Origin of the sequence: Candidatus Pelagibacter ubique HTCC8051 (genome assembly GCF_000472605.1) — a bacterium.
Taxonomy (GTDB): Bacteria; Pseudomonadota; Alphaproteobacteria; order Pelagibacterales; family Pelagibacteraceae; genus Pelagibacter; species Pelagibacter communis_B.
Map to the genome: position 1 here is coordinate 360,708 of NZ_KI421440.1, position 25,935 is coordinate 386,642.

Here is a 25,935-nt window from a genome sequence, read left to right on the forward strand (position 1 = left end):
TTTTTTTAACTTTCTTGAAAAGTGCAATACTTTTTTTCTGAGAATTGGAAGACAATTTGCATGGATCGCAATTTTTTTAATGGTTGTTGTAATTATGATCCAGGTATTCTTTAGATATGTTCTTAACAGCGCACTACCATGGCCTGATGAGGTTGCAAGATTTTTAATGTTGTGGATGACTGGTTTAATCGCTCCTTCAGCCTATAGGTGGGGCGGTTTTGTTTCTATTGATATGTTGGAAAGATTTTTACCTAAAATTATATCTACTTTATTAACTTTATTTTTATTAATTGTTTCATTATTTGTTTTGATAATTGGACTAGAATTAGGTTTAAAACATATTAATGCTGGTTGGATATTTAGTTCTGCTTCAATTAAAATTCCTTTTAATTTAATCGGGGGTAAAGCTGAGCCAATAAGATTAGCCTGGATGTATATGTCCTTACCTGTTGGAATTGTTTTTTTGATTTCAGTAAACATAGAGTTAATTTTAAGAAATTTTTTAAGTAACTTTACAAAGTTAGAATTACCTGAGGATTTAGATAAACAAAAATTGGAGTCTCAATAATGTTAATTTGGTTTCTTCCCTTATTTTTATTATTTTTATTAATTGGATTACCAGTATTTTTTGGATTGTTAGCTGCTCCTGGAATTTTACTTTGGTTGAACGACCAATCTACAGATGGAGCAATGCTTTATAGGAATATTTATAATGGTATTGATAGTTTTCCTTTAATGGCAATCCCATTTTTTATGTTAGCTGGCGAACTAATGAATAGAGGAGGAATTACTCTAAGGTTAGTAGAATTTAGTCAAGCAATGATGGGTCATTTAAAAGGTGGTTTGGCTCATGTAAACGTTTTAACTTCAATGCTTTTTGCTGGTTTATCTGGATCAGCAGTTGCAGATACTTCTGCAATTGGTTCAATGTTAATTCCTGCAATGGAAAAACAAGGTTATACCAAAAAATTTGCAGCAGCAATTACTGCAGCAAGCTCAGTTATTGGTCCAATTATTCCTCCTTCAGGAATAATGATTATTTATGCTTATGTCATGGGTGAGAGTGTGGCAGCTCTATTTCTTGCAGGTATTGTTCCTGGAATTTTAGTTGGCGTAAGTTTAATGGTTACCATTAAATTTATGGCAAAGCGATATAATTTTCCAGCTGTAACAAAAAAAACTACATGGAGTCAAAGAGGTAAAGCATCCTTAAAAGCTTTTTTTCCTTTAATGACTCCAGTAATAATTCTTGGAGGAATTTTGGGTGGAATTTTCACTCCCACAGAAGCTTCTGCAGTGGCAGCTGCTTATGCAATGTTTATAGGATTATTTGTTCTGAAATCTTTAGAGTGGAAAGAGATACCCAAAGTAATGACTAAAGCTGCAATGGTTTCATCAGTCGTACTTCTTTTAGTAGGAGCTGCAATGGCATTTAAAACTGTTGTTAGTTTATCTCATGCTCCTGAATATCTAGCAGAATTTGTCTTAGGATTAAGTGATAACCCATATGTTTTATTATTCTTAATTAATATTTTATTATTTATTGTTGGAATGTTTTTAGATGCAGGTCCGGCAATAATAATCTTGGGTCCTATCTTAGGACCAGTTTTTGTTGAGCTTGGAGTTCATCCTGTTCACTTTGCTATAATTATGTCAGTAAACTTAACTGTTGGATTAGCTACACCTCCAATGGGGCTTGTTCTTTTTGTTGCTTCATCTGTGTCCGGTGAAAGAGTTGAAACAATAGCAAAAGCAATATTGCCTTTCTTAGCTGTGGAAGCAATTGTAATATTTCTAATTACATATTTTCCAGCAATTTCAATGACTATTCCTCTTATTACTGGTTTTGCTAAATAGTTATTTTATTTTTTTATCGATAATAGACTCTGAATAATTTTAAGTATAGTCTAAATACATAAATATTAACAAGAGGGAAATAATTATGAATAATTTAATTAAATCGTTTTTTTCATTATTATTGTTGATTGGATTTACAGCATCTGTTTCTGCAGCTGATTACAATCTTAGAATGACAATGAACTCTAACGATCAAGATGAAGATTATGATGGTGCAGTAGTCTTTAAAAACTATGTTGAAGCAGCATCTAATGGTAAAATAGGTGTAGAACTTTTTGTGGGTACGCAACTTTGTTCAAAAGGAGCTGAGTGTTTACAAGGTGTATCTGATGGAAGTATAGATGTTTACATATCTACTTCTGGCGGAGCTGCGGGTGTATTCCCATATGTTCAAGTTTTAGACTTACCTTATCTAATGGCAAATGACAGAATTGCTGAAGATGTTATGCAGGGTGATTTCGTAAGAACTATGAGAAAAATGGCTCTTAAAGACTCTAGTGACTCTATTAGATTGATGACTATTGGAAATACAGGTGGATGGAGAAACTTTGCAAATACAAAAAGAAGAGTTGCAGATCCATCAGACATGAAAGGTCTTAAAATTAGAACAGTAGTAGCTGATTTACCTCAAGAGCTTGTTAAAGCTTTGGGTGCCTCACCAACTCCTATTCCGTGGCCTGAACTATTTACATCTTTTCAAACAGGTGTAGTTGAAGGTTCAAAAAATGGAATAACTGACATAATGAACATGAAGTTTCCTGATGCAGGTCTAAAGTATGTAACATTAGATGGACATGCATATATGGGAGCACTTTGGTGGATGAACAATGCAAAGTATGAGTCTATGCCAACTAATCTTAAAAGAGTTGTGACAGACGGATTCTATGCTTTACAACAAGCAACATTTGCATCTCCAAAAAGAAAATCAATCAAAGCTTATGAGGATTTTGTAGCTGGTGGTGGAGACTTATATGTACCAACACCTGATCAAAAAGCAGGTTTCAAGAAAGCTGCAAGCCCAGTTTATGATTGGTTTAAGTCAAATGTTAAAGGTGGTGGAGAAATTTTTAACGCTTTAACTAGTGCAGTTGCTGATGCTGAGAAAAGAGCATCTAGTGATTACAAAAAAGACTTATAATATAAAATAAATTAATGGGGCGGATTTTAATTCGCTCCATTACCTAAAAGGATAAATCCAAGATTTGTAATCTTTAATAAGTATATGAGCTTTTTTAATTTGTTCAGGAGTCATTTTCTTAATAACTTCTTCCTGAGAAATTGCAGCATCTGGGTCTCCTCCTATAGCAGACAAGCCGTACCACATATAAGCTCTGACAAGATCAGGGGCAGGAAGTCCTCTCCCAATTTCATAGTACCATCCTACACCAGATTGAGCACCAGGGTGACCCTTCATAGAAGATCTAAGATACCATTCAAAAGCTCTTACATCATCTCTTTCAACTCCAAGACCCATAGCATACATAATTCCAATAAGTTCTTCAGCATCTGCATTCCCAGACCTAGCTGCTGGTATAAGTTCTTCCATAGCTTCTTCAAATTTTCCTTCTTCCATCAAATCTCTTGCATTTTCAATTTCAGCAAAAACAATAGAGGGAATAAAAAAAATTATAAAAATATACTTAATCATTTAAAAATTATTTTATTTATAGTTCCATTTTTAATTTCAGTAAATAAAACATACGCAATTGAACTACCAAAACCTTTAACCAATGATGATTTTCATCAAGTGGATACAGAAAAAGTTAAAATCGGTAGACTTTTGTTTCATGATAAAATTTTATCTGCAAATCGTAATATTGCCTGTGCAACATGTCATAGTCACGACTTAGGAGGTACTGATGGACTTTCACTTGGTATTGGAGAGGGTGGAAGTGGTATTGGTTTAAGTAGAACTGCTGGAATTGGAGTAGATAGGATCAAAAAACGAATACCCAGAAATTCATTAGCTTTATGGAATTTAGGATTTAAAGAAATAACAACACTATTACATGATGGAAGGGTAACTAAATCAAATATGTTTGGTAATAACTTTAATACTCCAGCTCAGGAAGCTCTTCCAAAGGGTTTAGATAATATTGTTGCAGTACAAGCTTTGTTTCCAATGACTAGACAATTTGAAATGGCAGGCAATCCAGGTGAAAACGAAATAATAGGACTAGTTTCAAAAGTCGGAAAAGATAGCATGCGAATTGATGCTGTATGGCCAGTGATATCCAATAGAATTAGAGCAATACCTGAGTATGTTGAGTTATTTAAAAATGCTTTTGAAGATGTAGATAGTTCTTTAGATATTAATATTACACATATCGTTAATTCAATTGCTGCTTTTGAAATTCATGAATGGACTTCTTTTGACTCCCCATTTGACGATTATTTAAACGGTGACAAAAAAGCTTTAACTTCAAAACAAATTAAAGGAATGGAATTATTTTATGGAAAAGCAAATTGTAGTTCATGTCACTCAGGATCATTATTGTCTGACCAAAAATTTCATTCTATAGGAATTCCGCAATTTGGACCTGGACGAACAAGACCTTTTGACCCTTATGCACGCGATGTAGGTCGTATGGTTGAAACTGATAATATTAAAGATATGTATAAATTTAAAACACCTGCATTAAGAAATGTATCGTTGACTGCTCCTTATGGGCATAATGGTGCTTACCCAACGCTCAAAGAAATAATCAAACATCATTTAAATCCGATTGAAATGAATAGAAATTGGAAACCTGAGTATGCTAATTTACCAAAGGCTCCTTGGTTAGAACAAATCGACTTTGTAACTTTTTTGGATAAAAGAGAGCAAGATAGAATAATATCAAGCATTGATATTAAACCCATAGATTTAAATGATAAGGAAATTGATCAACTAGTGTCTTTTTTAGAGTCTCTTACTGGTGTAAATGGAAATAAGAGACCTCTTGGTAAACCAAAAAAAGTACCGAGTGGACTAACAATTGATTAATTTTATTTAATTAAACTGATACAACGCAAAAATGGATAAGATCAAATATGGAATAATAGGAGCAGGCACAATGGCTCGAGAACATATTCTAAATTTATCTTTAATTAATGAGGCTGAATTAGTTGCACTTTCAGACCCGCACGATGAGTCTATAAAACAGTGCCAAGAATTAATTAAAAAAGAAGTTGCTTGTTTTAATAATCATCTTGATTTGATTAAAGAAAATTTAGTCGACGTTTATATAATTTCATCTCCTAATTTTACACATATTCAGATTTTAAAAGATGTTATTAAAACTAAAAAACATATATTAGTTGAAAAACCTTTGTGTACTAACACTAAAGATTGTTTAGAAATAGAAAAGTTAACTAAAGATTATCCATCAGTATTTTGGACTGCTATGGAGTACAGATACATGCCACCTGTAGCAAAATTAATTTCAGAAATACATAATAAAACAATTGGTGACTTAAAAACTTTAACAATTAGAGAGCATAGATTTCCTTTTTTAAAGAAAGTAAATGATTGGAATAGATTTGAAAAAAATACGGGTGGTACTTTAGTTGAAAAGTGCTGTCATTTTTTTGATTTAATGCGTTTTATAACTAAAAGTGATCCCATAAGTGTTTATGCAAGTGGGGGACAAGATGTTAATCATTTAGATGAGGTGTATGATGGAAAAAAACCAGATATTATTGATAATGCATATGTAATTGTAAATTTTGAGAATGGTTCAAGAAGTATGTTAGAGCTTTGTATGTTTGCTGAAAATTCTGAAATGCAAGAGGAGTTAATTGCCATTGGAAATATTGGTAAAATTGAAACTTCAGTTCCATCAAATGAGTCTGGTTTAACCTCTTCTAATCTTAGAATTGGTATGAGAGATGGAAAAACTAAATTAGCAACTATTAGTGTAGATTCAAAAATACTTGAAGCAGGTCACCATCATGGATCAACTTATTATGAGCATTTAGCCTTTATAAATGCAGTAAAAAATAAATTAAATCCAGAGGTATCTTTAAAAGATGGTTTAATTGCTGTTGCTGTAGGTGAAGCTGCAGAAATGTCTATTAAGCTTGGAAGAGTAGTTAAATTGAACGAGATAATTATTTAAAAAATTCGATCGTCTTTTTTACGATAAAATTACTTACTCTTACATTTGACTCTGTTGTAACTCCTGAAATATGAGGTGTAAGAATACAATTCATATCAGGTTTTATTTTTTCATATAAATCATTTGTAATAGGTTCATTTTCAAAAACATCTAATGCAAAACCTGAAATTAAATTTTGATTATAAGCTTCTATAAGATCATTCTCATTAACAACACTACCTCTTGACGTATTAATTATTATTGGATGTTTTTGCATTTTAGAGAATGAAGACTTATTGATTAGATTTTTTGTCTCTTCTGTTAATGGAAGATGTAAAGAAATAATATCTGCATTTTGAAATATGTCTTCTAATGAAGATAACCTATAATCTTTTCCATTATCACCTAACTCCTTAATATAAGGATCATAAGCCAAAACATTTAGACCATTTTTCAAACTGTAGTCTGCAACCTTTTTACCGATTGTACCAAAACCTACTACTCCAATACACTTTCCATTTATTTCAGCAGATTTAACAGTAGTTCTAGGCCAATTACCTTTGACAGTTCCGTTATGAAGTATTGGAATTTTTTTTATCAAGGACATTGAAGATGAAACCACATATTCAGCAACAGAGTCTGCGTTCATACCTGTTGCTGGTTGAACATGAATATTTTTGGTTTTACAAAATTCAGTATCAATATTGTCTAAACCAACACCCAACCTTCCAATAAATTTTAAATTTTTAGCGTTAGATAAAATATGCTTGCTTACTTGGGTTTTATTTCTAACAATTAAACCATCATAATCTTTAATAATTTCAGTAAGCTCTTCATTTTTTTCCCAAAGCTTTTCATCAAATTTGATTTCAAAAATATTATTTAGATCGTTTAAACTATCTTGATTAATAAACTCTGTTATTAAGATTTTAGTCATATTTTGTTATATTAGTTTTGAAAGATCTCTTTTGCTATTTTTAAACGTTGGCAAAGGATATTTAAAGGCATATTTTCTAGGTATACATTTTTCTTTAGCTTTTTCCCATAGAGCAAGCCATTGTTTAAAATTTGAAATAGTAATATTTTTTTTATTTTTACTTTTTACATAAAAACTAGGTAATGGCTCCCGACCAGAAGTTTGACCTGCTTTATTATATCTGAGATCAGCACTTATTCTAAAATTATTTGATTTATTAGGAATGGAGCAATGTGCAGAATGTCGGTGTAGCAAAACGATATCTCCTACATTAGCTTCTAAGTAAGCTACTTTTTTTGAGTTAAGTAATTTTGAGTCTTTTATTTCGACTTGTCCTCTGTAGCCAGAGTGATGATTTAATAATCCTAATTTATTTATTCCAGGAATAGTAATCATACATCCATTTCTCTTAGTTGTTTTTGTAAAAGGTATCCATACTGTTAAAAGTTCAGTTTTTTTTTGACCTTTAGTAGATAATACTGCTGCATCTTGATGCCAAGGTGTCCTTCCGCTTAAACCATCATGAATTGATTTTTTAGGCAATGTTTTTTCTGGTTGTTTTATCCTTGTGTTTTGAACTGGATTAGAAAGTATTTCAGAGCCAAGTATTTTCTCAACAACTTTAAGTATTTTTTTATGTTTAATTAAATTCCAAAGAGAATGGCTTGCAAAGTAATCGCTATCTTTTTTAACATGGTCTCTAGGTAGTCGAGTATTGAAATACTGATCTAGATCAAAAATATTAAGAGAAGATACAAATTGATATTTTTTTTCAAATTTAAATTTTAAAGCTTTTGATATTTTTCTTTTAGGAGAGAATTTATGAATTAGTCTATCCATTACATATTCCATATCATTTAAAATAGGTTTCAGATCATTATCAAAATTTAAAATATTTTTTACTATTGCGTATCCCTGTTCTTCAAATTTTTTTTTAGTCAATGATTTCATTTTTTAAACTTATATTAATTCGTAGTTGGTATGGTAAGATAATTTGCATCATGAAAAGATGTAAGCATTTTTTTTTTATTTTTAATTATGTGAGGATAATAAGGAATATTATTAAATTTCCAAATTACTGGCTTATTTAAAGCGTAACTTCCATAAATAAAAAACCTTTTAGAACATTTTTTTTCAATAAATCTTTTTACGCCATGATAAGAGTTAGGAGTTGATTGAAAAAAAACAGCTGTTCCTTGCTTAGGTGTAAACTCCTTCACAATTTCAAGTTCACTAATTTTAGGAAATCTCCTGAAGCTTTTTCTTAGATTCTTTTTTGCCTTTTTTTTATAAATAGTAAGTGATCCACCATTCTTTTTTGGAATATCTGTTAAGTAAATTAAAAAATTATATAATCTTGTAATGTCATCTCGATGGGGTCTTAATCTGTATCCACCCTTTGAAACAGAAAAATCAATATCTAAATTTACTTTTGGGTTTGAGTAATTATTCCCAAGCATTTTTTGAAGTTCACTCGAGTTTAATTTTTTTTTAATAGTAAACTTTTTTTGATTAAAAATTTTTGGAAGATTTGAGTTTTCCCAAGAGCCATCTTTGAAATTTTTTTTAAATATACTTTCAATTTTTTTATAGAAAGATTTACCATTGAAAATTTTAAAGAGTTTTTCTGAGGTTTTTGATTTTTTAATATAATTATTAAAATTTTTAGACCCTTTGTTTATTCGACTTCTCCCACCCATGATCATGTCATCAAAAGATTTCGAATTATTGATTTCTTTAATTAATGTTTTACAAATACTTCTTGGAATAACGTTGCTACCTACTAAAACTGGAAAATTACTTTTTATTTTTTTTAATTTCTCAATTTTTAGCATTTAGCTATACATTCCCTCCTTAACTTTGATCATTTTGTACATTAAATCGTTTAAAGGAGTTTTTATTCCATGTTTTTTTCCAAGACTTGAAACCACACCGCTTATAAAGTCAATTTCAGTTTTTCTTTTATATTGAACATCAAAAGCCATAGATGATTTATTTGTTTGGTTAGAGTCTACAATTTTATTAAACATAAATAGACACTCATCCTCAGATACCTCAACACCATCTGCTAAAGCTACTTGTCTTGTCTCTAATATGATTTCTTTGCCAAGAGATCTTGAAACATCATTTGCACTATTATTAATATATAAATCTGTGTGATGTAGATCAAAAATTGCTGATAGGGGCCCAATTGCAGTTAATGCAAAAAGTTTCATCCATTTTCTTTTCTTTACATCATCTGCCGCAATTGTCTCTAAATTATATGCCGTGAAAGTATCAGCTATCTCTTTAACTCTTTCACTCATACCGCCCTCGTATTCTCCTATCCAAGATGGTAAAGCTGCGTGGTTCATTATATGTCCAGGTCCCAATATATTTGATGCTTGAGTTGTTGTTCCACCTAAAACTTTTTCAACTCCAACAATTTTTTGCATTATAGCCTCATGTCCAAAACCATTTTGAAAAGACATAAAAACAGTTTTTTCACCAATGATATTTTTAATACTGTTGAGAGCTGGTTCCAGAACAGTTGCTTTGCACATTACTATTACTGCATCAACAATACCTACAGTTGATGGATCAGTTGTTGCTTTAACTTTTATAAATCTATCTCCGCCATGACCATCCATTTTAAGACCGTTTTTATTTATTGCTTCTACATGCTCTTTCCAAACATCTATTAGAATTACATTTAGCCCTTTTTCAGCTAACAAACCTCCAAACAAACAGCCCATTGCACCAGCACCTAAAACTGCAACTTTTAAATCTTTATTTATCATTATCCCTTTTAAAATTAATTTATGTATAGATATTATATATATTATCTATAGACATCTTGCAAAATAAATTATAGCTTAATTAATAATGCAATTAAAAATAGAAAAATCAAAATTTAAAGAATATTCATTAGATAAAATCTCTGAAGCTTTGCAAGTTGGATTATCTAATAATTACAAATCTGTCGAGATATCTATAGTTGACTGTCCAAATTTGAGAGATTGGGGATGTCCTTCTGAAGGAATAAGTGGTAATCAAAAAATTATAGATGTTGGTGGAGAACCTTACATGCACGATCCTAAATTTATTGGTGCTGAATTTGATTATGAAGAAATTTCTAAAATGATTGGATCAGAAAAAAGTTATGCTTTAGGTGCCGGCTCAGGTGCTATGTCTTGTTTAGAAGGTCATTGTGGTGAATTGGTAATTAATGAAAATTTAATTACTTCTGAGTCAAAATCAATTATTGCTCGAGTTGGTTCTAACAAAGAATGTATTGCTGAAAAATATACAGCTAGAAAACACGGTGGCTTAGGCAATGTTTTTTATACTGATGGGGCAAGAGGAAAAGTTATCAAAATTAAAATAAAAGGAAGATCTGGTGAACAGGGCTCTTTACCTCAAGCAATGAGAGAAGCTTTGTCAGACAACTTAAAAATTGAGGGCAACGATCATCTTGCATTAGCAGGTGTTTTTAGAATGTTAAAAGGAAAAATTAAATCACATGTTCAGCCTGATTATGCTGATATTAAACACGAATACTACGATCCAAAACAAATGAAGTGTGTAAAAGATTTTTTACAATTTTATGAACCTGTAGGACCAGAATTACAAGGTTACAGCATACTTTGGACGGGTGACCCAACAGGAGGAGATCTTAATTTAAGAGAGTCTGGCGAACACACTCATTTTCATTCTTATACAAAAGAAAATATTGCTGGCCACTATCACTTTGATGTAACTCCAGAAGAAATTGAGTATGAAGGGTATTTTAATACTGCAGAAGAAGTGCACAGAGTTAACAATATATATAAAGAATTAAGTAATAAAAAATAATATTAATTTAACTTTCTTTAAGATAACATTTGTCAGATGAAGAGACAATTTAAGTATCCTAAACATTTTGAGGAACAAAAAAAGATCCCAAAAATTACTCAAAAAAGAATTAAATTAGCTGAAGTGTCACTAGGTGACTTCGAGGGAAGATTGGAAAATGAATTGCTTAATTGGTTCTCATTAACACCCCAACATTGGATAATGTTGCATATGGTAATGCTTGCTTATTATAAAAATAAATCAATTACTAAAAATGAATTATTAAAAGTTATTGAAAAATCTTACTTAACCTCAAATGTTTATATCGATACTGCTATTAAAAAAGGATTTTTTAGAATTATAAGAAATGAAAAAGACAAAAGATCTATCTTTATTTTACCATCTGTAATTACAATAAAAACTTTTGAAGGGTTTATCGATAGAAGAGATATTCTTTATAAAGGGATATAATAAATATTTTAATTAATAAGCTTTAGATTCTTCTTTTTTAGAAAAACCTTTCATTTTATCAACTACAGCCTTAGATCCGGCACTTAATGCTCTTTGATCAGCACCAATTGTTACAAAATTAAAGCCCATATCAATCATTTTTTGTGCATACTCAGGTGTTCCGTTATGAATACCTGCAAATATATTATTTTTTTTAGCATGTTCTAAAATTCTTAAAATTTCTGAATAAGCTTTTGTGCTTTCTGGTCTATCAAAACCTGGTTCTTCACCAATAGCTAAACTTAGGTCTGCTGGACCAATATAAATACCATCAACACCGGGTGTTGACATAATTTCATCAAGCTTACCTAAAGACTCTTTCGTCTCTATCATTGCTAATTTAAGCATTTCATCATTTGCATGTTTTGCATAATCCGAACCACCATAAATTAAACCTCTAACCGGACCAAAACTTCTATAACCATGGGGAGGGTACATGCATGCTTGAACAAATCTTTCTGCCTCTTCTTTATTGCTAACCATCGGACAGATGATACCATAACATCCAGCATCAAGAATTTTCATTATTTGCCCTGGTTCATTCCAATTTACTCTTGCAAGTGGAGTAACATCAGTTGTTGATATAGTCTGTAGCATTGGTAAAGCATTGGTGTAATCAACTAAACCATGTTGCATATCAATTGTAAGTGAGTCCCATCCTTGATGAGCCATTACTTCAGCTGATACAGTGCTTGGGATTTGTAACCAACCATTGATAACTGGTTTCCCAGCTTTCATCATTTCTTTAACTTTATTTTTTCTCATTATTATATTTTTAGACCCATATGAGTGTATTTCACATTTAGATAATCTTTGATTGCACCCGAACCACCTTCACGTCCATAACCTGTTTGTTTAATCCCACCAAATGGTGCTTCAGCAAGTGCAACTACTCCAGTATTAACTGCAACACATCCAGATTCTAATTTTTCAGATCCTATATGAGCTTGATCCATTGAATTTGTATATAAATAACTACATAAACCAAGGTCATTATCGTTTGCTCTTTCAATAACTTCATCGAAAGTTTTAAATGTTAAAATAGGCACAAGTGGACCAAAAGGTTCTTCTTTCATAATAGTGAAATTATCTTTTACATCATCAAATACAGTTGGTTCATAATAGTAACCTTTATTAAAACCAGAAGGTCTTTTTCCACCCATTAATACCTTTGCACCCTCACTTTTTGTTGTCTCTACTAATTTTTCTATTTCTTCTAATCTCTTAGCAGTACTTAAAGGGCCCAACTCAATACCTTCATCCATTCCATTTCCAATTTTTAATTTTTTTGCTCTTTCAATAAAAGCACTAACAAATTCGTCTTTTCTATTCTCTTGGATGTAAAATCTGTTAGGTGAAATACAAACTTGTCCGTTATTTCTAAATTTACCTGTTATAGCTATATCAGCAACTTTATTCATATCTACATCCTCACACACAATAAAGGGAGAGTGACCACTTAGTTCCATTGTAACTCTTTGAACTTTTTCAGCAGCTTTTTTTAAAATTATTTTTCCAACTCTTGTTGAACCAGTAATAGAAACTTTTTTAATAACATCAGATTCCATTAATTCATTTGATATTTCAGCTGGATCTCCTGATAGAAGGTTTACCACTCCATCTGGCACTCCTGCTTCTTTACATATGTTAACTAATTCCATTACTGCACCAGGAGTAATTGTATCTGGCTTACAAATAACAGAGCAACCAGCAGCTAAAGCAGTAGAAATTTTTCTTGATGCTAATACTATTGGAAAATTCCATGGAACTAAAGCAGCAACAACACCTACTGGCTGATAGTAAACATGTACTCTAGTATCTGGAAATCTACTTTGTTGAGTTTGACCATATATTCTTTTTGTTTCTTCAGCGTTCCATTCAAAAATGTCAGCTCCACCACCGACTTCTCCAACAGCTTCAGCAAGAGGTTTTCCAACTTCAAGCGTCATCCATTTTGCTAAAACTTCTTTTTTTTCTCTCATTAAGTCAGCAATTTTTCTAAGAACATAAGATCTTTGCCAAGGTGCTGTGTTTTTCCAAATCTCTAAACCTTTTTCAGCAGACTTTAATGCTTTTTGCACTTCTATAGAGGATGCTTTTGATGCTTTTCCAATCACTTCTTCTGTTGCAGGATTGATTACATCGTAAGTTTCTTTTTTTTCAGCTTGTTGCCATTTACCATCAATGAATTGTCCAAACTTTTCGTACATAAATTTTATTTTTAAGTTTACTTAATTAGGTTTTTTAATTTATAAATATATTTATATATAAACACTATACATATTAAAAGATAAACATATTTATGAAAAAAATTACTCTCACCTGTGCTCATGCGATTGTAAAATATTTAATTGCTCAAAAAATATTAATTAACGGTAAAAAAGAACCTTTATTTCCAGGTGTATTTGGAATTTTTGGTCATGGCAATGTAGCGTGTTTAGGTCAAGCTCTTGAAGAAAATCAAAAAGAGCTTCCAACTTATAGAGGGCACCACGAACAGAACATGGCTCTTACAGGTATTGGTTATGCAAGAGCAAAGAGAAGGCAGCAAATTTTCGTGGCAACATCATCTGTTGGTCCTGGAGCTACAAACATGGTTACAGCAGCAGCCGTTGCAATGAGCAATAGATTGCCAATTTTATTTTTACCGGGCGATACTTACGCAAATAGAATGCCAGATCCAGTTTTACAACAAGTTGAACACTTTAATAATCCTGGAATTACAGCAAATGATGCCTTTAAACCTGTAACCAGATACTTTGATAGAATTACAAGACCAGAACAAATCATACAATCATTTCCAGCTGCTATTCAAACTATGCTTGATCCTGCAGATTGTGGACCGGCTTGCATATCTTTAAGCCAAGATATTCAAGGACAAACATTTGATTATCCAGAAGACTTTTTCAAAGAAAAAATTCACGCAATAAGAAGACCTAGACCAGATGAATTTCAAATTAAAGAAGCTGCAGAAAAAATTAAATCATCAAAAAATCCAATAATTATTTCTGGTGGTGGTGTTTTTTATTCTGATGCTATGGAAGAATTAAGTAATTTTGCAATTAAGCATAATATTCCAGTTACTCAAACTGTAATGGGATATTCTACAATGAAGAGGGATCATTCACACTATGCTGGACAAATAGGTGGGCTAGGTGGAAAAAATACTAATTCATTAGCTAAACAAACTGATCTTGCAATTGCAGTTGGAACTAAACTAGGAGACTTTACTACTGGTTCATGGGCAAATTTTGAAAATGAAAACTTTAAACTTGTTTCGATTAATGTTTCAAGATTTGATGCCAACAAACATTTAGCACAAGCTGTAATAGGTGATGCAAAAGTTTCATTAGATGAATTATCTCAAGCTTTAGGTGAGTGGAAAGCAAATGAGGAATGGAATAAAAAATCTCAAGCTGAACTTAAATCTTGGAATGAACATGTAGACAAAGAAAGTGCCCCAACAAATCAGGAGGTACCTAGCTATGTTCAAGTTGTTGGTTCCATCTATAAAAATTCTGACCCTTCAGATATTGCAGTCACAGCTGCCGGTGGACTTGTAGGAGAAGTTATTCAAGTTTGGAGACCAAGAGAATTAAATACACACGAAACAGAATGGGGTTTTAGCTGTATGAGCTATGAAATTTCAGGTGCCCTTGGAATTAAAATGGCCAACCCAGACAAAGAAGTAATTTCATTTATTGGAGATGGTTCATACTTATTGAATAATTCTGATATTTATTCTTCAGTAATCACAAAGAATAAACTTATAATAATTGTTTGTGACAATGGTGGTTTTGCAGTGATTAATAGACTTCAATTATTTAAAGGTGGAAAAGAATTTAATAATTTACTTAAAAGCTCAAAAACACCAGGCCTTGTAGGTATTGATTTTGCAAAACATGCAGAAAGTATGGGAGCTAAATCAGAACATGTAAATTCTATATCTGAACTTGGAGAAGCATTTAAAAGAGCAAAAAAATCTGATGTTACATATGTAATTTCAATTAAGACACATGCTTATCAGTGGTTAGAAGGTTCTTCGTTTTGGGATAGTCCCACATTAGAGATTCCAACAACTAAAGAAAACAAAGAAGCTATAAAACTTTATAAAGAAGGAAAGAGTAAACAAAGACAAGGCGTGTAACTCTTTATGAATAAAATATTTAAAGTTGGTCTCATTGGCTGCGGTCATATCTCAGAGACTTATTTCAGAGCTGAAAAATATTTTAACAATATCAAAATTATTAAATGTGCAGATATAAATCATGGTAATGCAGTTAGATGTGCAAAAACCTATAAAATTCAAGCATTAACTGTAAATGAACTTTTAAAAGATAAAGAAATTGAAATTGTTCTTAATCTAACTATTCCAAAAGCTCACTATAAAGTTGCAAAGCAGGCATTGGTTAATGGTAAACACGTTTATTCTGAAAAACCGCTAGCAATTAATTTTAAGGATGGAAAAGATCTTTTAAGAATTGCAAAAAAGAAAAAACTTTATATTGGAAACGCTCCAGATACTTTTTTGGGAGGTGGTATTCAAAAATCAAAAGAGTTAGTTGATAAAAAGATTATAGGCAAAATTAATTTAGGGAATGCAATTTTTGCCTTCCCAGGAGTTCAATCTTACCATCCAAATCCTGAACCGTGGTTTGCTAAAAAAGAAGGTGGTCCAGTTATTGATATGGGTCCATATTATTTAACAGCTTTAGTTAATTTATTAGGGCCAGCAAAAAAAGTTATTGGAAGTGTTGTTAATGGAGTAAAGAGAAGAACTATTGGAATAGGTCCAAGAAAAAACAAAACCTTTAAAGTTGAATGTCCTACAACTTATTTGTCAACTATTACGTTTGAGAGTGGAACAATTATCAGACTAACTCTATCTTTTGATGTCATAGCTCACCAGAGAAACCACATAGAATTATATGGTGACAAAGGGTCGATGATAGTTCCAGACCCAAATATGTTTGGGGGCTCAGTATATTTATGTAAAAATTTAGGTGATCTGTGGAGCGAATATAAAACTAATAAAATGCCGTTAGGTAAAATTAATATTAGATCACAAAGTTCAAGGGCAAACGAGTCACCAACTAATGCAAACTACCGCGGAGTAGGTTTAGCAGAGATGGCTTATTCGATAGAAAATAAAAAAATTAATAAATGTAATGGAGAGTTATCTTTACATGTATTGGATATAATTCAATCAATCATGAAAGCCTGCACTTCTGGAATTTCTCAAACAATCAAAACTACTTGTAAAAAGCCCCAACCATTTTCTTTGAAGGAAATAAGAAAAATAATAAAGTAACTTTAAATAATAATTTATGCCAAAATTAATTGTTATAAGCGATCCATACCCAAGAACACTTGATCTTATATTTACAAAAAAAAAACTTAAAGAATTAAAATCTAAGTACAAAATGATAATTGCTCCAAAAGATAACAAAAAAAAATTTTATGAAGATAATATTCATAAAGCTACATTTATAATGGGTCAGCCAAATTTAGATAAAAAGCTCTTAACTAAAGCAAAGAAACTAAAAGCTATAATTAATGTTGAAAGTAATTTCATGGATAATATGGATTATGATTATTGTTTTAGAAATGACATTCATGTCTTGGCAACATCTCCCGTATTTTCAAAACCTGTAGCAGAAATTGCACTAGGAATGACGTTGTCTTTGCTAAGAAACATTCATAACGCACATTCAGATTTTATTAAAGGACAAGAAAAGTATGGGTTAGAAAGCAATCTTCAAACTTCTTTATTGTCTGAAAAGAAAGTTGGATTATTAGGTTTTGGAGATTTAGCTAAATCTTTATATCCACTATTATTACCATTTACTAAAGACATTAATGTATATGACCCATGGATACCTCAAAAAAAAATAAAACAGTTAGGATTTAACTCAATGAGTTTAAATGAAATGTTTAAAAAATGTGAAATTATCTATGTTTTGGCTGCTGTAACTACAAAAAATAAAAACCTTATTGATAAAAAATTATTAAATAAAATGAAGTCGAATTCTTTGTTTATTTTAATGAGTAGAGCTGCGGTTGTGAATTTCAAAGACTTAATTAAGCGTTTAAAAAAAGGAGATATATTTGCTGCTACCGATGTATTTCCTGAGGAACCTGTATCAAAAAAGGATCCAATTAGAAAAGTTAAAAATATTTTATTTTCCGCTCATAGAGCTGGAGCTTTGGAGTCAGCTTTCTTCAACATGGGAAATATCGTTTTAAAGGATATGAATTTAATTGCAAAAAATTTACAACCAAAATTTTGTAAAGCTGCTCAACCTAAAACTGTAGGGTTGTTAGCATCAAAACCAGTTGCAATTAATTAATTTTTTTTTTAAGTTGCAAAGATGTTTTCTTCAAACAAAATTATTTTAGAGGCTAAGAACATTAGTAAATATTTTGGAACTATCACAGCATTAGAAAATGTTAATTTAAGCGTTAGAGAAGGTGAATGTTTAGGGGTGGTAGGAGATAATGGTGCTGGAAAAACAACATTGATGAAAGTACTTTCTGGTCTTTATAAGCCTAGTAAAGGAGAGCTTTATTTTAATGGTAACAAAGAAGTATTAGAAAGCCCAAGAGACTCTCAAAACTTAGGCTTAGAAATGGTTTATCAAGATTTAGCTTTAGCTGGAAATCTACCTATTGGAGAAAATATTTTCTTAGGGCGTGAACCAACTAAAAACTTAGGTTTTTTTAAGATGCTTGATTATAAAAAAATTAAAGAAATGTCAGAAGCTCACTTAGAGAAATTAAAGATACATGTAAAAAGTGCTGATCAAAAAGTTGAAGAATTATCAGGTGGTCAAAGACAAGCCATAGCTATTGCTAGAGCTACCGCATTCAATTCTAAATTAGTAATTATGGACGAACCTACAGCTGCTTTAGCAATAAAAGAAGTTGGAAAAGTTTTAGATCTTATAAATGGTCTAAAGAAAATAGGTGTTAGTGTAATTATTATAAGTCATAGAATGGATGATATTTTTGCAGTTTGTGATCGAGTAACAGCTCTTTTTCAAGGAACAAATTTTGCAGAGTCAGAATTATCAAAAACTTCAAGAGATGAAGTTATTGGCTGGATCATGGGAAAAAAATAAAAATGGATAATAAAAAAGAAGTTAAAAAAGATAGCTTATTTTTAAAAGCAATTCCTTATTTTGATAAGTATGGAATTTTAATATTACTATTAATAATGATCATTGCACTTCACATCATGCAGCCCGAAGTTTTTCTTTCCTGGAGAAATATAACCAATGTATTTAAGCAAATTTCATGGCAATCTATGCTTGCTTTAGGAGTATTTATTGTAATCGTCACTGCTGGAATAGATTTATCGGTTGGTTCGATAATGATGTTATCTTTGATGGTTCTCGCAATAACCTCTAAAGCTGGAGCAGCCTGGTATGTTGTAATTTTAATCCCTATTTTTACAGGTGCCCTATGTGGAATGGTGAATGGGTTTGGAATTACGGTACTCCGCATGCCTCATCCATTTATAATGACTTTAGGTACTCTTTATATATTTAGAGGCACTGGTAATCTTATATCAGGGGGTGTTCCTATTAGCGGCTTTACTGAAGAGGTAAGATTATTAGGTAATGGAAGAATTGATCTTACGTGGTTAGGGTTAGAAAAATCTCAATATTTACCAGTCAGTGTAATTTTAATTGCTGTTGTATTTTTTCTAATGTGGGTATTTTTAAATCATACCAGAACTGGAAAATGGATTTATGCTATTGGTGGCAATCCAAATGCTGCTAGAGCTGCAGGAATAAATGTTAATAAGATTTTAGTAATTGTATATTCTTTGTGTGGATTATTAGCTGGCTTTGGGGCTTTAATTTTAGCAGGAAGAACTGACTCAGGTTACCCTAATGCAGGACTTAATGCAGAATTAGATGCTATTGCAGCATGTATTATCGGTGGAGCAAGTTTCTTTGGAGGCAGAGGGACTGTACTCGGAGTTTTCGCTGGTGTTATGATAATGGGATTATTAAGAAATGGTCTAAACTTAATGGATGTTAGCTCTTTTTGGCAACAGGTATTAATAGGAACAATTATTGTTCTTGCAGTTTATATTGATGTTTTAAGAAAAGATCTTGGAACAAGAAAATAGTAAAATTATTTATTCTCCTTCAAGTTGTTTTTGTTATTTTTTTACTTTTTAAAAATATTATAAATTAAATTTTTTAGGTCTAAAGTGTGATTCTTTTAATGGTTGTGTTTCTTTATTAAATAATATTCAATATTTTTTTTAAAAACAATAAGAGGAAGAAAACATATGAATATAATTAAAAAAATTGGTGTATTTTTTACATCGTTATTTTTAGTATTAAGTATTACAGCAACTAGTTCGTTTGCAGATGGTCATGCTAAAACTATCTTATTTAGTATTAAAGGTCCTGGATCAGGAAATGCTTTTTGGGCTTCAGTAGAAAAAGGAGCTAAAGAGGAAGCAAAAAAATTAGGTGTTAAATTAGTGCTTATAGCACCACCCCAAGAAGGTGATGTTCAATCACAAATTAACCAAGTAGAAGATCAGTTGGCAAAAGGAGTTGATGCAATGGCTCTAGCACCAGCAGATCCAAATGCTTTTGCACCAATTGTTGATGACGCTATTAAGAGTGGAGTTCCTGTAGTGTTTGTAGATACACAAGGAATTAATGAAGGAGTAACTTTCATTGGAACAAATAATAAAAATGGAGCTGAGCTAGCTGCTAATTTTATTTGTGATAAAACTCCAAAAGGTTCTGATGTTGCAATTTTGACAGGAATGGAGTCTCAATCAACAGCTCTTCTTAGAAGAGATGGTGCAATTAAAGGATTGAAAGGTTGTGGTTTAAATATTGTAGCTACACAAACAGCTGAATGGGATACTGCAAAAGCAAGATCAGTTACAGAATCTATTCTTGTTAAAAATCCAAACATTAAAGCTATCTTTGGATCAAACGACAATATGGCACTAGGTGCTATTCAAGCTCTTGAAGATGCTGGAATGAATGATGTGGTAGTAGTTGGGTTTGATGCTACTCCAGATGCAGCTACTAGTATTTTAGCTGGTAAGTTAACAGCAACTATTGCTCAGTTCTCTTATAACATGGGTGCTTATGGTGTTAAATATGCACTTGCTTTAGCGAAGGGTGAAAAAATTGATGCAAATATCGATACTGGAACTCAATTAGTAACTAAAGAAAACGCTAACGATTTTAAATAATCTTTAGAAAATATTAAAATTAAAGGGTGGAATTTTTATTCCACCCTTTTTTTTTATGTAATATAATAATTATATGCTTATTAAAATTGACCCCATATTAAGTCCAGATCTTTTATTTCTTTTAAGATCCATGGGACATGGTGATAAACTTGTTTTGGCAGATGCAAATTTTCCAGCACATTCAATGAATAAAAATGTAGTGAGATTAGATGGGGTAAATATTAATGAAGCTACAAGAGCAATTCTTTCTGTGTTCCCACTTGATAGTTTTATTGTCTCTCAAGGTGGTACAGCAGCAAATAGAATGGAAGTTGACGACAATCCAAATGAACTAACTGATACTCACAAAGAATTTATTAAAGCAATTAAAGATGTTTCTGGAGATAATTGGGAAGTAGGCTCTATTGAAAGACAATCTTTTTATGAAGAAGCTAAAAAATCTTATGCTATCGTTACAACAACAGATGCAAGACCATTTGGATGTTTTATTTTGACAAAGGGCGTAATAAAGGCAGATGGCAGTGTTTGGGTTCTTGATAAGCAATGAACCTAATTTGTATTTTTGGAGTATTTGTTGCGGACATATGTTTTTTTGGGAATAAAATACCTGCAAAGGGAGAAACAATTTTAGGGAACAATTATATAGTTGGACCAGGTGGAAAAGGTTCTAACCAAGCAATTGCTGCAGCAAGATTAAATGGTGAAGTTAATTTTATAACTAAAGTTGGTAAAGATAGTCATGCTGATATGGCTTTCTCACTATATAAAGAAGCAGGAGTTAATGTAGATTATATAATTCAAGATCCCATTCTTTCAACAGGTGTTGCGGGAATAATGATTGATGAAAATGGTAATAATGCTATTAATGTTTTTTCTGGAGCTGCTGCTCATTTAAAAAATGAAGATATTGATAAAAATTTAGAATTAATAAAAAAATCAAAAATATTTTTAACACAAATGGAAACTCCAGATTCTACAACTATTTACGCTATAAAAAAAGCTAAGGAAAATGACTGTCTTACAATTTTAAACCCAGCTCCTGCTAGAAAAATAAATAAAGATGATTTTAAGTTGTTAGATTTTTTTACACCTAATGAAACTGAGGCAGAATTTTATTTAAATAAAAAAATTGATACAGAGCAAGATATTAAAAATGCAGCAGCTGATTTTTTAAATATGGGTGTAAAAAATATTATAATTACACTAGGAGAAAAAGGTTCTTATTTTGCTAATGAAAATGAGGAATATTTAATTAATGCTTTTGAATTAAAGAATGAAGTTGTGGACACAACTGGAGCAGGCGACGCTTTTAACGGAGCTTTAGCTGTTGCTCTAGCAAAAGATTTTACCTACAAAGATGCAATTTTATTTGCAAATAAAGTAGCCGGCATATCAACTACTAGATTAGGTGCAGCTGTTTCAATGCCTTTATTGAAGAAAGTGGAAGAATATTAACTTAATGATTAATATATATTAATGAAAGCTCAGTATTTCGATTTAAAGAATAAACGTGCTCTAATTTCAGGTGGAGCTTCAGGAATAGGATCCTCAATAGTTGAACATCTTTGTGAACAAAGTGTTGAAGTTTATTTTATTGATGTTGATACAAAAGCAGCACAAAAAACTATAAACAAGATTAAAAGAAAAAAATTCAAAATACCAAAGTTTGTAAAATGCGATGTTAAAAATATTAAAAAATTAAAATTATCAATCCAAAAAATTACCAAACAAGGCCCAATTGATATTTTGATCAATAACGCATCAAATGATCAAAGACATAGTTTAGAACAGATTACAGAAAAATATTGGGATGATAGAATGGCAGTTAATTTAAAACACTATTTATTTTCTATTCAAGCTGTAAAAAAAAGTATGATCAACAATAAAGGTGGCTCTATAATTAATCTTGGTTCCGTAAGTTGGGTAAGAGGAGCGGTAATGTTTCCAGCTTATAGCACAGCAAAAGCTGCAATACATGGATTAACTAGGTCTTTAGCAAAAGATTTAGGTAAACATAATATAAGAATTAATTCAATAGCGCCAGGCTCCATAGCAACTGAAAGACAATCTAAATTATGGCTTAACGCAAAATTTAAAAAAGAAATTTTAGAAAAACAATCAATTAAAAAACAACTTTTGTCAGAAGATGTTGCGAGTATGGTTTTATATTTAGCATCAGATGTTTCAACTGGGTGCACCAAACAAAACTTTATTGTTGATGGTGGATTAACTTAAGATTAATTACTCAATTATATTAAAGTCAGATTTATATTTATCTGTTATAGTTAAACCTAGTCCTGGTTTATTATCATCTAAATCAATAAATCCATTTTCTGGTGCAGGGTCACCTTCAAAAATATAATAAAAAAGTTCATTTCCTATTTCCACATCATTTACTGGAAAGAATTCTGAAATTGGACAATTGAAATTAGACATTGTTAAATGATAATTATGCATTTGACCTGCATGAGGAATAACAGGAACTTGGTGAGCTTCTGCAATTGCATTAATTTTTTGAGCAGCAGTAAAACCACCAACTCTGTTGTTATCATATTGAATATAGCTTACTGCCTTTAAATCTAATAATTGTTTAAATCCAAACATGTTAAACTCATGTTCACCACCTGAAATTGGAATCATGTTCATATTATTGAGTTCAGCATATCCATGAATGTCATCCGCTATAACTGGTTCTTCCAACCATCTCGGATTAAATTTCATTAATTTTGGAATCATTCCTTTTGCATAATCTAAATTCCAACCCATATAACATTCCATCATCAAGTCTGTATCTTCACCGATTACTTCCCTTACAGCTTCCGCAAGTTCAATATTTTTTTTCATTCCTTCAGGTCCATCTTTAGGACCCCAACCAAATCTCATTTTAAACATTTTAAAACCTTGCTTTACGTAACTCTCAGCTTCTTTTTGGAGCTCTTTAATTGGTTGGCTATATAGTTTTGATGCGTAAACAGGGATTTTTTCTTTTGTTCTTCCACCTAATAATTTGAACACAGGTTTTTTTGTAATTTTACCCATTATGTCCCAGAGAGCGATATCAATTGCAGAAATTGCAACCATACCAATTCCTCTACGACCCCAAGCATGGGTTCTTCTGTACATTTTTTCCCAAATGTATGCGTAATCAAAAGGATCTTCTCCAATTACTAAAGGCTTTAAATATGTATCAATAGTTTTTTTTGTAACTTGAGGTGCTAATGCTGCATTTCCAATTCCAACGATCCCGTCATCAGTTTCAATTTCACAAATCAACCATTCATGAAATCTAAAAGAGCCCATTGCATCAGACTTTTCAAATAAAAGATCTGAAGCATTTGTACAAAAGTTGTTTTGTGGAGGTACAGTTTTACCATTCCATTGATAAACTTTGGTTCTAATATCTTTAATTTTTGTCATGTTTTATTTTTATTTTCTGCCATTGTTAATGCAATTTTAAATGAATTCAAAGTAGGTTCTAGATTAGCTTCATTTTTACCAGCAATATCAAAAGCTGTACCATGAGCAGGTGTAGTAATTGGAACAGGTAATCCACCTTGAACAGTAACACCTCTATCAAAACCAAATGCTTTTAAGCCAGATTGAAGAGCGTCATGATACATACCAACAATACAATCATGATTTTTATTTTTATAAGCAGTTATAAAAGAAGTATCACAAGGTAAAGGTCCATCAGCGTTAATACCTATTTTTTTAGCCTCTTCTATAGCTGGAATAATTTCATCTTTCTCTTCAGTTCCAAATTCAGCATGAGGATTAAGTGCTTGAACAGCTACTCTAGGAACTTTTATACCGTTTAATTTCATTGCCTCATTAATAAGCTTAATTGGTTTCATAATTTTTTCTTTTTTAACATGATCTGGAACTTCTTTAATTGGAATGTGAGATGTAACACGTGCTGTCCAAAAATTATCAATAACATTAAATTCACAAAAGAAATTTTTTACTTCTAATTTTTCAGCCATTAAATGCAGTTCATCAGAATATTTATTACCACCTAGTTTTAAACTTGTTTTATTGAATGGACCAAAATTAATTGCATGAATCTTATTTTCTTTAGCAAGCTCTAAGGCTAAATTCAAAGCTGACAAAACACTTTCCCCAGATTCTTTAGAACATTCTGATAATTTATATCTATGATTTTTTCCATTAGAAATATCTAGGAAAAATTTATTTCCTTCTTCAAAATTTATTTGATCAAATTTATCAACATATTTTAGACCTTGTGAACTACCAGAAATTTTATTACCACCTTCTAAAATATTTTTTTCACCGATAACAACTATGTTAGCATTGTTAGTAATCTCCTTATTCAATAATTTAGATATAAGTTCTGGACCAATACCAGAAGGATCCCCTAGAAGAAGCGCAATATTAATTTTGTTTTGAGGCATTTTTTTCTTTACGATTTGTATCAGATTATGTTTATATAATTAATTATAAATTAACTAAAGAGGGAAATAATGAAAAAAAGTTTTAAACTTTTCTTAGCTGCTGCATTTCTAGTGACTGAATTTTTTGTTATAGCATTACCAATGCTTACTACTTCTGCAAGAGCAGATGGTGCTATACAAGCAATTACTCACGCTGGTTTTGGTGGTGGTACCGATGTAACTACTAGAATGATGCTTTTAAGAGCTCGAAGAGTTCTTAAACAAGACATGCAATTAGTTAACAAAAAAGGTGGTGGTGGAGCTGTATCTATGGACTACATGATGAGCCTACCTGCTGACGGTCAACACACTTTAACTTGGACTACTGGTCATGCTGTATCAATGGCATTAGGTAAAACTAAAGTTAAAATTAGTGACATGCAGCCACTTGCAAGAGGAACTGATGATCCTCAATTGTTTGTAGTAAATTGTAAAGCTGACATCAAAGATGCTAAAAAATTTATTAGTGTTCAAAAATCAAAATCACTTAAATATGGAACAACTCATGTTGGTGGAATTGATGATGTAAGCGCAATTGCGTTTACAAAAAAAGGTGGATTAAAAGATCCTACTATTGTTGCTTATAAAGGTGTAGCTCCGATCAAAACTAACCTAATCAAAGGAGATATTGATGTAGGTGTTTTGAACTTAGGGGAAGCATTAACAGAAATAAATGATGGAACACTATGTGTTTCTGTTGTTTTAGCAAATAATAGAATGGCTAAAATTGGGGATTCTCCAACAGCTAAAGAATTAGGAATACCTGTTTCTTTATCTACTGTTAGAGGTTTCGTAACTAAAAAAGGAGCTCCAGCAGCAAGAGTTAAAGAGCTAGAAGCTGGAATGATGAAAGCTATGGGACACAACTATTACAAAAATTTCTTAACTGAAATTGGTCTTGATGACACTAGTGTAGTTGGTGCTGATGAATGGGGTAAGCAAATGGAAGAAATGCTTACTGAAATGACTGCACAGCTTAAAGCTTTAGGTTATATTAAGTAATTTAAAAGA

The 25,935-nt window shown here is 31.4% G+C and carries 26 protein-coding genes; 17 read left to right on the plus strand and 9 right to left on the minus strand.

The genetic code is table 11. The annotated features are described in order from the left end of the window. Nucleotides 1-79 precede the first annotated feature (79 nt). From F754_RS07540 to dctP, 3 genes are all read left to right on the plus strand, one after another. Nucleotides 80-568, plus strand: a complete 489-nt coding sequence (locus tag F754_RS07540; RefSeq protein ID WP_082254678.1) for a TRAP transporter small permease — start codon at nucleotides 80-82, stop codon at nucleotides 566-568. Next, entirely contained in the window at nucleotides 568-1,857 is a 1,290-nt protein-coding gene (locus tag F754_RS0101905; RefSeq protein WP_023648228.1) for a TRAP transporter large permease, read from the plus strand. The genes F754_RS07540 and F754_RS0101905 overlap by 1 nt, the downstream gene beginning before the upstream one ends. 85 nt (nucleotides 1,858-1,942) lie before the next feature. Further along, a complete protein-coding gene (dctP, locus tag F754_RS0101910) occupies nucleotides 1,943-2,995 on the plus strand; it encodes a TRAP transporter substrate-binding protein DctP (protein ID WP_051332830.1) in 1,053 nt (350 codons plus the stop codon). Between the two features lie 39 nt (nucleotides 2,996-3,034). Here dctP and F754_RS0101915 read toward each other — a convergent pair whose 3' ends face one another. Next, on the minus strand, nucleotides 3,035-3,505 hold the full coding sequence (locus tag F754_RS0101915) for a sel1 repeat family protein (RefSeq protein ID WP_023648230.1): 471 nt from the start codon (nucleotides 3,503-3,505) through the stop codon (nucleotides 3,035-3,037). Between the two features lie 33 nt (nucleotides 3,506-3,538). Here F754_RS0101915 and F754_RS0101920 point away from each other — a divergent pair, with 33 nt between their 5' ends. Continuing rightward, nucleotides 3,539-4,843: a c-type cytochrome gene (locus F754_RS0101920; protein WP_027303424.1), complete on the plus strand. Its 1,305-nt coding sequence runs from the start codon at nucleotides 3,539-3,541 to the stop codon at nucleotides 4,841-4,843. 31 nt (nucleotides 4,844-4,874) lie between these two features. After that, complete coding sequence (locus F754_RS0101925; RefSeq protein WP_023648232.1) at nucleotides 4,875-5,957, plus strand: Gfo/Idh/MocA family oxidoreductase; 1,083 nt, start codon at nucleotides 4,875-4,877, stop codon at nucleotides 5,955-5,957. Here F754_RS0101925 and F754_RS0101930 read toward each other — a convergent pair. Genes F754_RS0101930 through F754_RS0101945 form a run of 4 tightly spaced genes read right to left on the minus strand, consistent with a single transcriptional unit; the run spans nucleotide 5,950 to nucleotide 9,692 of the window. Then, nucleotides 5,950-6,873 carry a 3-phosphoglycerate dehydrogenase gene (locus F754_RS0101930; protein ID WP_023648233.1) on the minus strand — a complete coding sequence of 308 codons (924 nt, stop codon included), beginning with the start codon at nucleotides 6,871-6,873 and terminating at the stop codon, nucleotides 5,950-5,952. The genes F754_RS0101925 and F754_RS0101930 overlap by 8 nt on opposite strands. Nucleotides 6,874-6,879: 6 nt before the next feature. Beyond that, nucleotides 6,880-7,863: a phytanoyl-CoA dioxygenase family protein gene (locus F754_RS0101935; RefSeq protein WP_023648234.1), complete on the minus strand. Its 984-nt coding sequence runs from the start codon at nucleotides 7,861-7,863 to the stop codon at nucleotides 6,880-6,882. Between the two features lie 14 nt (nucleotides 7,864-7,877). Next, nucleotides 7,878-8,747 carry a 2OG-Fe(II) oxygenase gene (locus F754_RS0101940; RefSeq protein ID WP_023648235.1) on the minus strand — a complete coding sequence of 290 codons (870 nt, stop codon included), beginning with the start codon at nucleotides 8,745-8,747 and terminating at the stop codon, nucleotides 7,878-7,880. Beyond that, complete coding sequence (locus tag F754_RS0101945; RefSeq protein ID WP_023648236.1) at nucleotides 8,748-9,692, minus strand: 2-dehydropantoate 2-reductase; 945 nt, start codon at nucleotides 9,690-9,692, stop codon at nucleotides 8,748-8,750. Between the two features lie 85 nt (nucleotides 9,693-9,777). Here F754_RS0101945 and F754_RS0101950 point away from each other — a divergent pair, with 85 nt between their 5' ends. Together F754_RS0101950 and F754_RS0101955 are read left to right on the plus strand one after the other, a co-directional pair. Then, entirely contained in the window at nucleotides 9,778-10,746 is a 969-nt protein-coding gene (locus tag F754_RS0101950) for a DUF1907 domain-containing protein (protein WP_023648237.1), read from the plus strand. Between the two features lie 36 nt (nucleotides 10,747-10,782). Continuing rightward, nucleotides 10,783-11,196, plus strand: a complete 414-nt coding sequence (locus F754_RS0101955; RefSeq protein ID WP_023648238.1) for a MarR family transcriptional regulator — start codon at nucleotides 10,783-10,785, stop codon at nucleotides 11,194-11,196. A 12-nt stretch (nucleotides 11,197-11,208) separates the two neighbouring features. Here F754_RS0101955 and F754_RS0101960 read toward each other — a convergent pair whose 3' ends face one another. Together F754_RS0101960 and F754_RS0101965 are read right to left on the minus strand one after the other, a co-directional pair. Further along, complete coding sequence (locus F754_RS0101960; protein ID WP_023648239.1) at nucleotides 11,209-12,000, minus strand: 2,4-dihydroxyhept-2-ene-1,7-dioic acid aldolase; 792 nt, start codon at nucleotides 11,998-12,000, stop codon at nucleotides 11,209-11,211. A 2-nt stretch (nucleotides 12,001-12,002) separates the two neighbouring features. Next, the gene (locus F754_RS0101965; protein ID WP_023648240.1) at nucleotides 12,003-13,445 is read right to left on the minus strand and encodes an NAD-dependent succinate-semialdehyde dehydrogenase; all 1,443 of its coding nucleotides are present in this window, start codon (nucleotides 13,443-13,445) and stop codon (nucleotides 12,003-12,005) included. 92 nt (nucleotides 13,446-13,537) lie between these two features. Between F754_RS0101965 and iolD the strand changes: the two genes are divergently transcribed. From iolD to F754_RS0102010, 9 genes are all read left to right on the plus strand, one after another. Further along, entirely contained in the window at nucleotides 13,538-15,382 is a 1,845-nt protein-coding gene (gene iolD, locus F754_RS0101970) for a 3D-(3,5/4)-trihydroxycyclohexane-1,2-dione acylhydrolase (decyclizing) (protein WP_023648241.1), read from the plus strand. 6 nt (nucleotides 15,383-15,388) lie between these two features. Continuing rightward, nucleotides 15,389-16,546 carry a Gfo/Idh/MocA family oxidoreductase gene (locus tag F754_RS0101975; RefSeq protein WP_023648242.1) on the plus strand — a complete coding sequence of 386 codons (1,158 nt, stop codon included), beginning with the start codon at nucleotides 15,389-15,391 and terminating at the stop codon, nucleotides 16,544-16,546. 16 nt (nucleotides 16,547-16,562) lie between these two features. Then, the gene (locus F754_RS0101980) at nucleotides 16,563-17,585 is read left to right on the plus strand and encodes a 2-hydroxyacid dehydrogenase (RefSeq protein WP_023648243.1); all 1,023 of its coding nucleotides are present in this window, start codon (nucleotides 16,563-16,565) and stop codon (nucleotides 17,583-17,585) included. A 21-nt stretch (nucleotides 17,586-17,606) separates the two neighbouring features. Further along, nucleotides 17,607-18,356, plus strand: a complete 750-nt coding sequence (locus F754_RS0101985) for an ATP-binding cassette domain-containing protein (protein WP_023648244.1) — start codon at nucleotides 17,607-17,609, stop codon at nucleotides 18,354-18,356. Nucleotides 18,357-18,358: 2 nt separating this feature from the next. After that, nucleotides 18,359-19,375 carry an ABC transporter permease gene (locus F754_RS0101990; protein WP_023648245.1) on the plus strand — a complete coding sequence of 339 codons (1,017 nt, stop codon included), beginning with the start codon at nucleotides 18,359-18,361 and terminating at the stop codon, nucleotides 19,373-19,375. Between the two features lie 165 nt (nucleotides 19,376-19,540). Further along, the gene (locus tag F754_RS0101995; RefSeq protein ID WP_023648246.1) at nucleotides 19,541-20,473 is read left to right on the plus strand and encodes a sugar ABC transporter substrate-binding protein; all 933 of its coding nucleotides are present in this window, start codon (nucleotides 19,541-19,543) and stop codon (nucleotides 20,471-20,473) included. A 73-nt stretch (nucleotides 20,474-20,546) separates the two neighbouring features. Next, nucleotides 20,547-21,020: a fucose-binding protein gene (locus tag F754_RS0102000; RefSeq protein WP_023648247.1), complete on the plus strand. Its 474-nt coding sequence runs from the start codon at nucleotides 20,547-20,549 to the stop codon at nucleotides 21,018-21,020. Next, nucleotides 21,017-21,928 (plus strand): ribokinase, encoded by a 912-nt coding sequence (rbsK, locus tag F754_RS0102005; RefSeq protein WP_023648248.1) that lies wholly within the window; start codon nucleotides 21,017-21,019, stop codon nucleotides 21,926-21,928. The genes F754_RS0102000 and rbsK overlap by 4 nt, the downstream gene beginning before the upstream one ends. Before the next feature lie 21 nt (nucleotides 21,929-21,949). Next, nucleotides 21,950-22,708, plus strand: a complete 759-nt coding sequence (locus F754_RS0102010; protein WP_023648249.1) for an SDR family oxidoreductase — start codon at nucleotides 21,950-21,952, stop codon at nucleotides 22,706-22,708. A 6-nt stretch (nucleotides 22,709-22,714) separates the two neighbouring features. Here F754_RS0102010 and F754_RS0102015 read toward each other — a convergent pair whose 3' ends face one another. Next, nucleotides 22,715-23,890: an L-rhamnonate dehydratase gene (locus F754_RS0102015; protein ID WP_023648250.1), complete on the minus strand. Its 1,176-nt coding sequence runs from the start codon at nucleotides 23,888-23,890 to the stop codon at nucleotides 22,715-22,717. After that, nucleotides 23,887-24,885 (minus strand): 4-hydroxythreonine-4-phosphate dehydrogenase PdxA, encoded by a 999-nt coding sequence (locus F754_RS0102020; protein WP_027303427.1) that lies wholly within the window; start codon nucleotides 24,883-24,885, stop codon nucleotides 23,887-23,889. The genes F754_RS0102015 and F754_RS0102020 overlap by 4 nt, the downstream gene beginning before the upstream one ends. A 69-nt stretch (nucleotides 24,886-24,954) precedes the next feature. Between F754_RS0102020 and F754_RS0102025 the strand changes: the two genes are divergently transcribed. After that, nucleotides 24,955-25,926: a transporter gene (locus tag F754_RS0102025; protein ID WP_023648252.1), complete on the plus strand. Its 972-nt coding sequence runs from the start codon at nucleotides 24,955-24,957 to the stop codon at nucleotides 25,924-25,926. The last annotated feature ends 9 nt before the right edge of the window (nucleotides 25,927-25,935 follow it).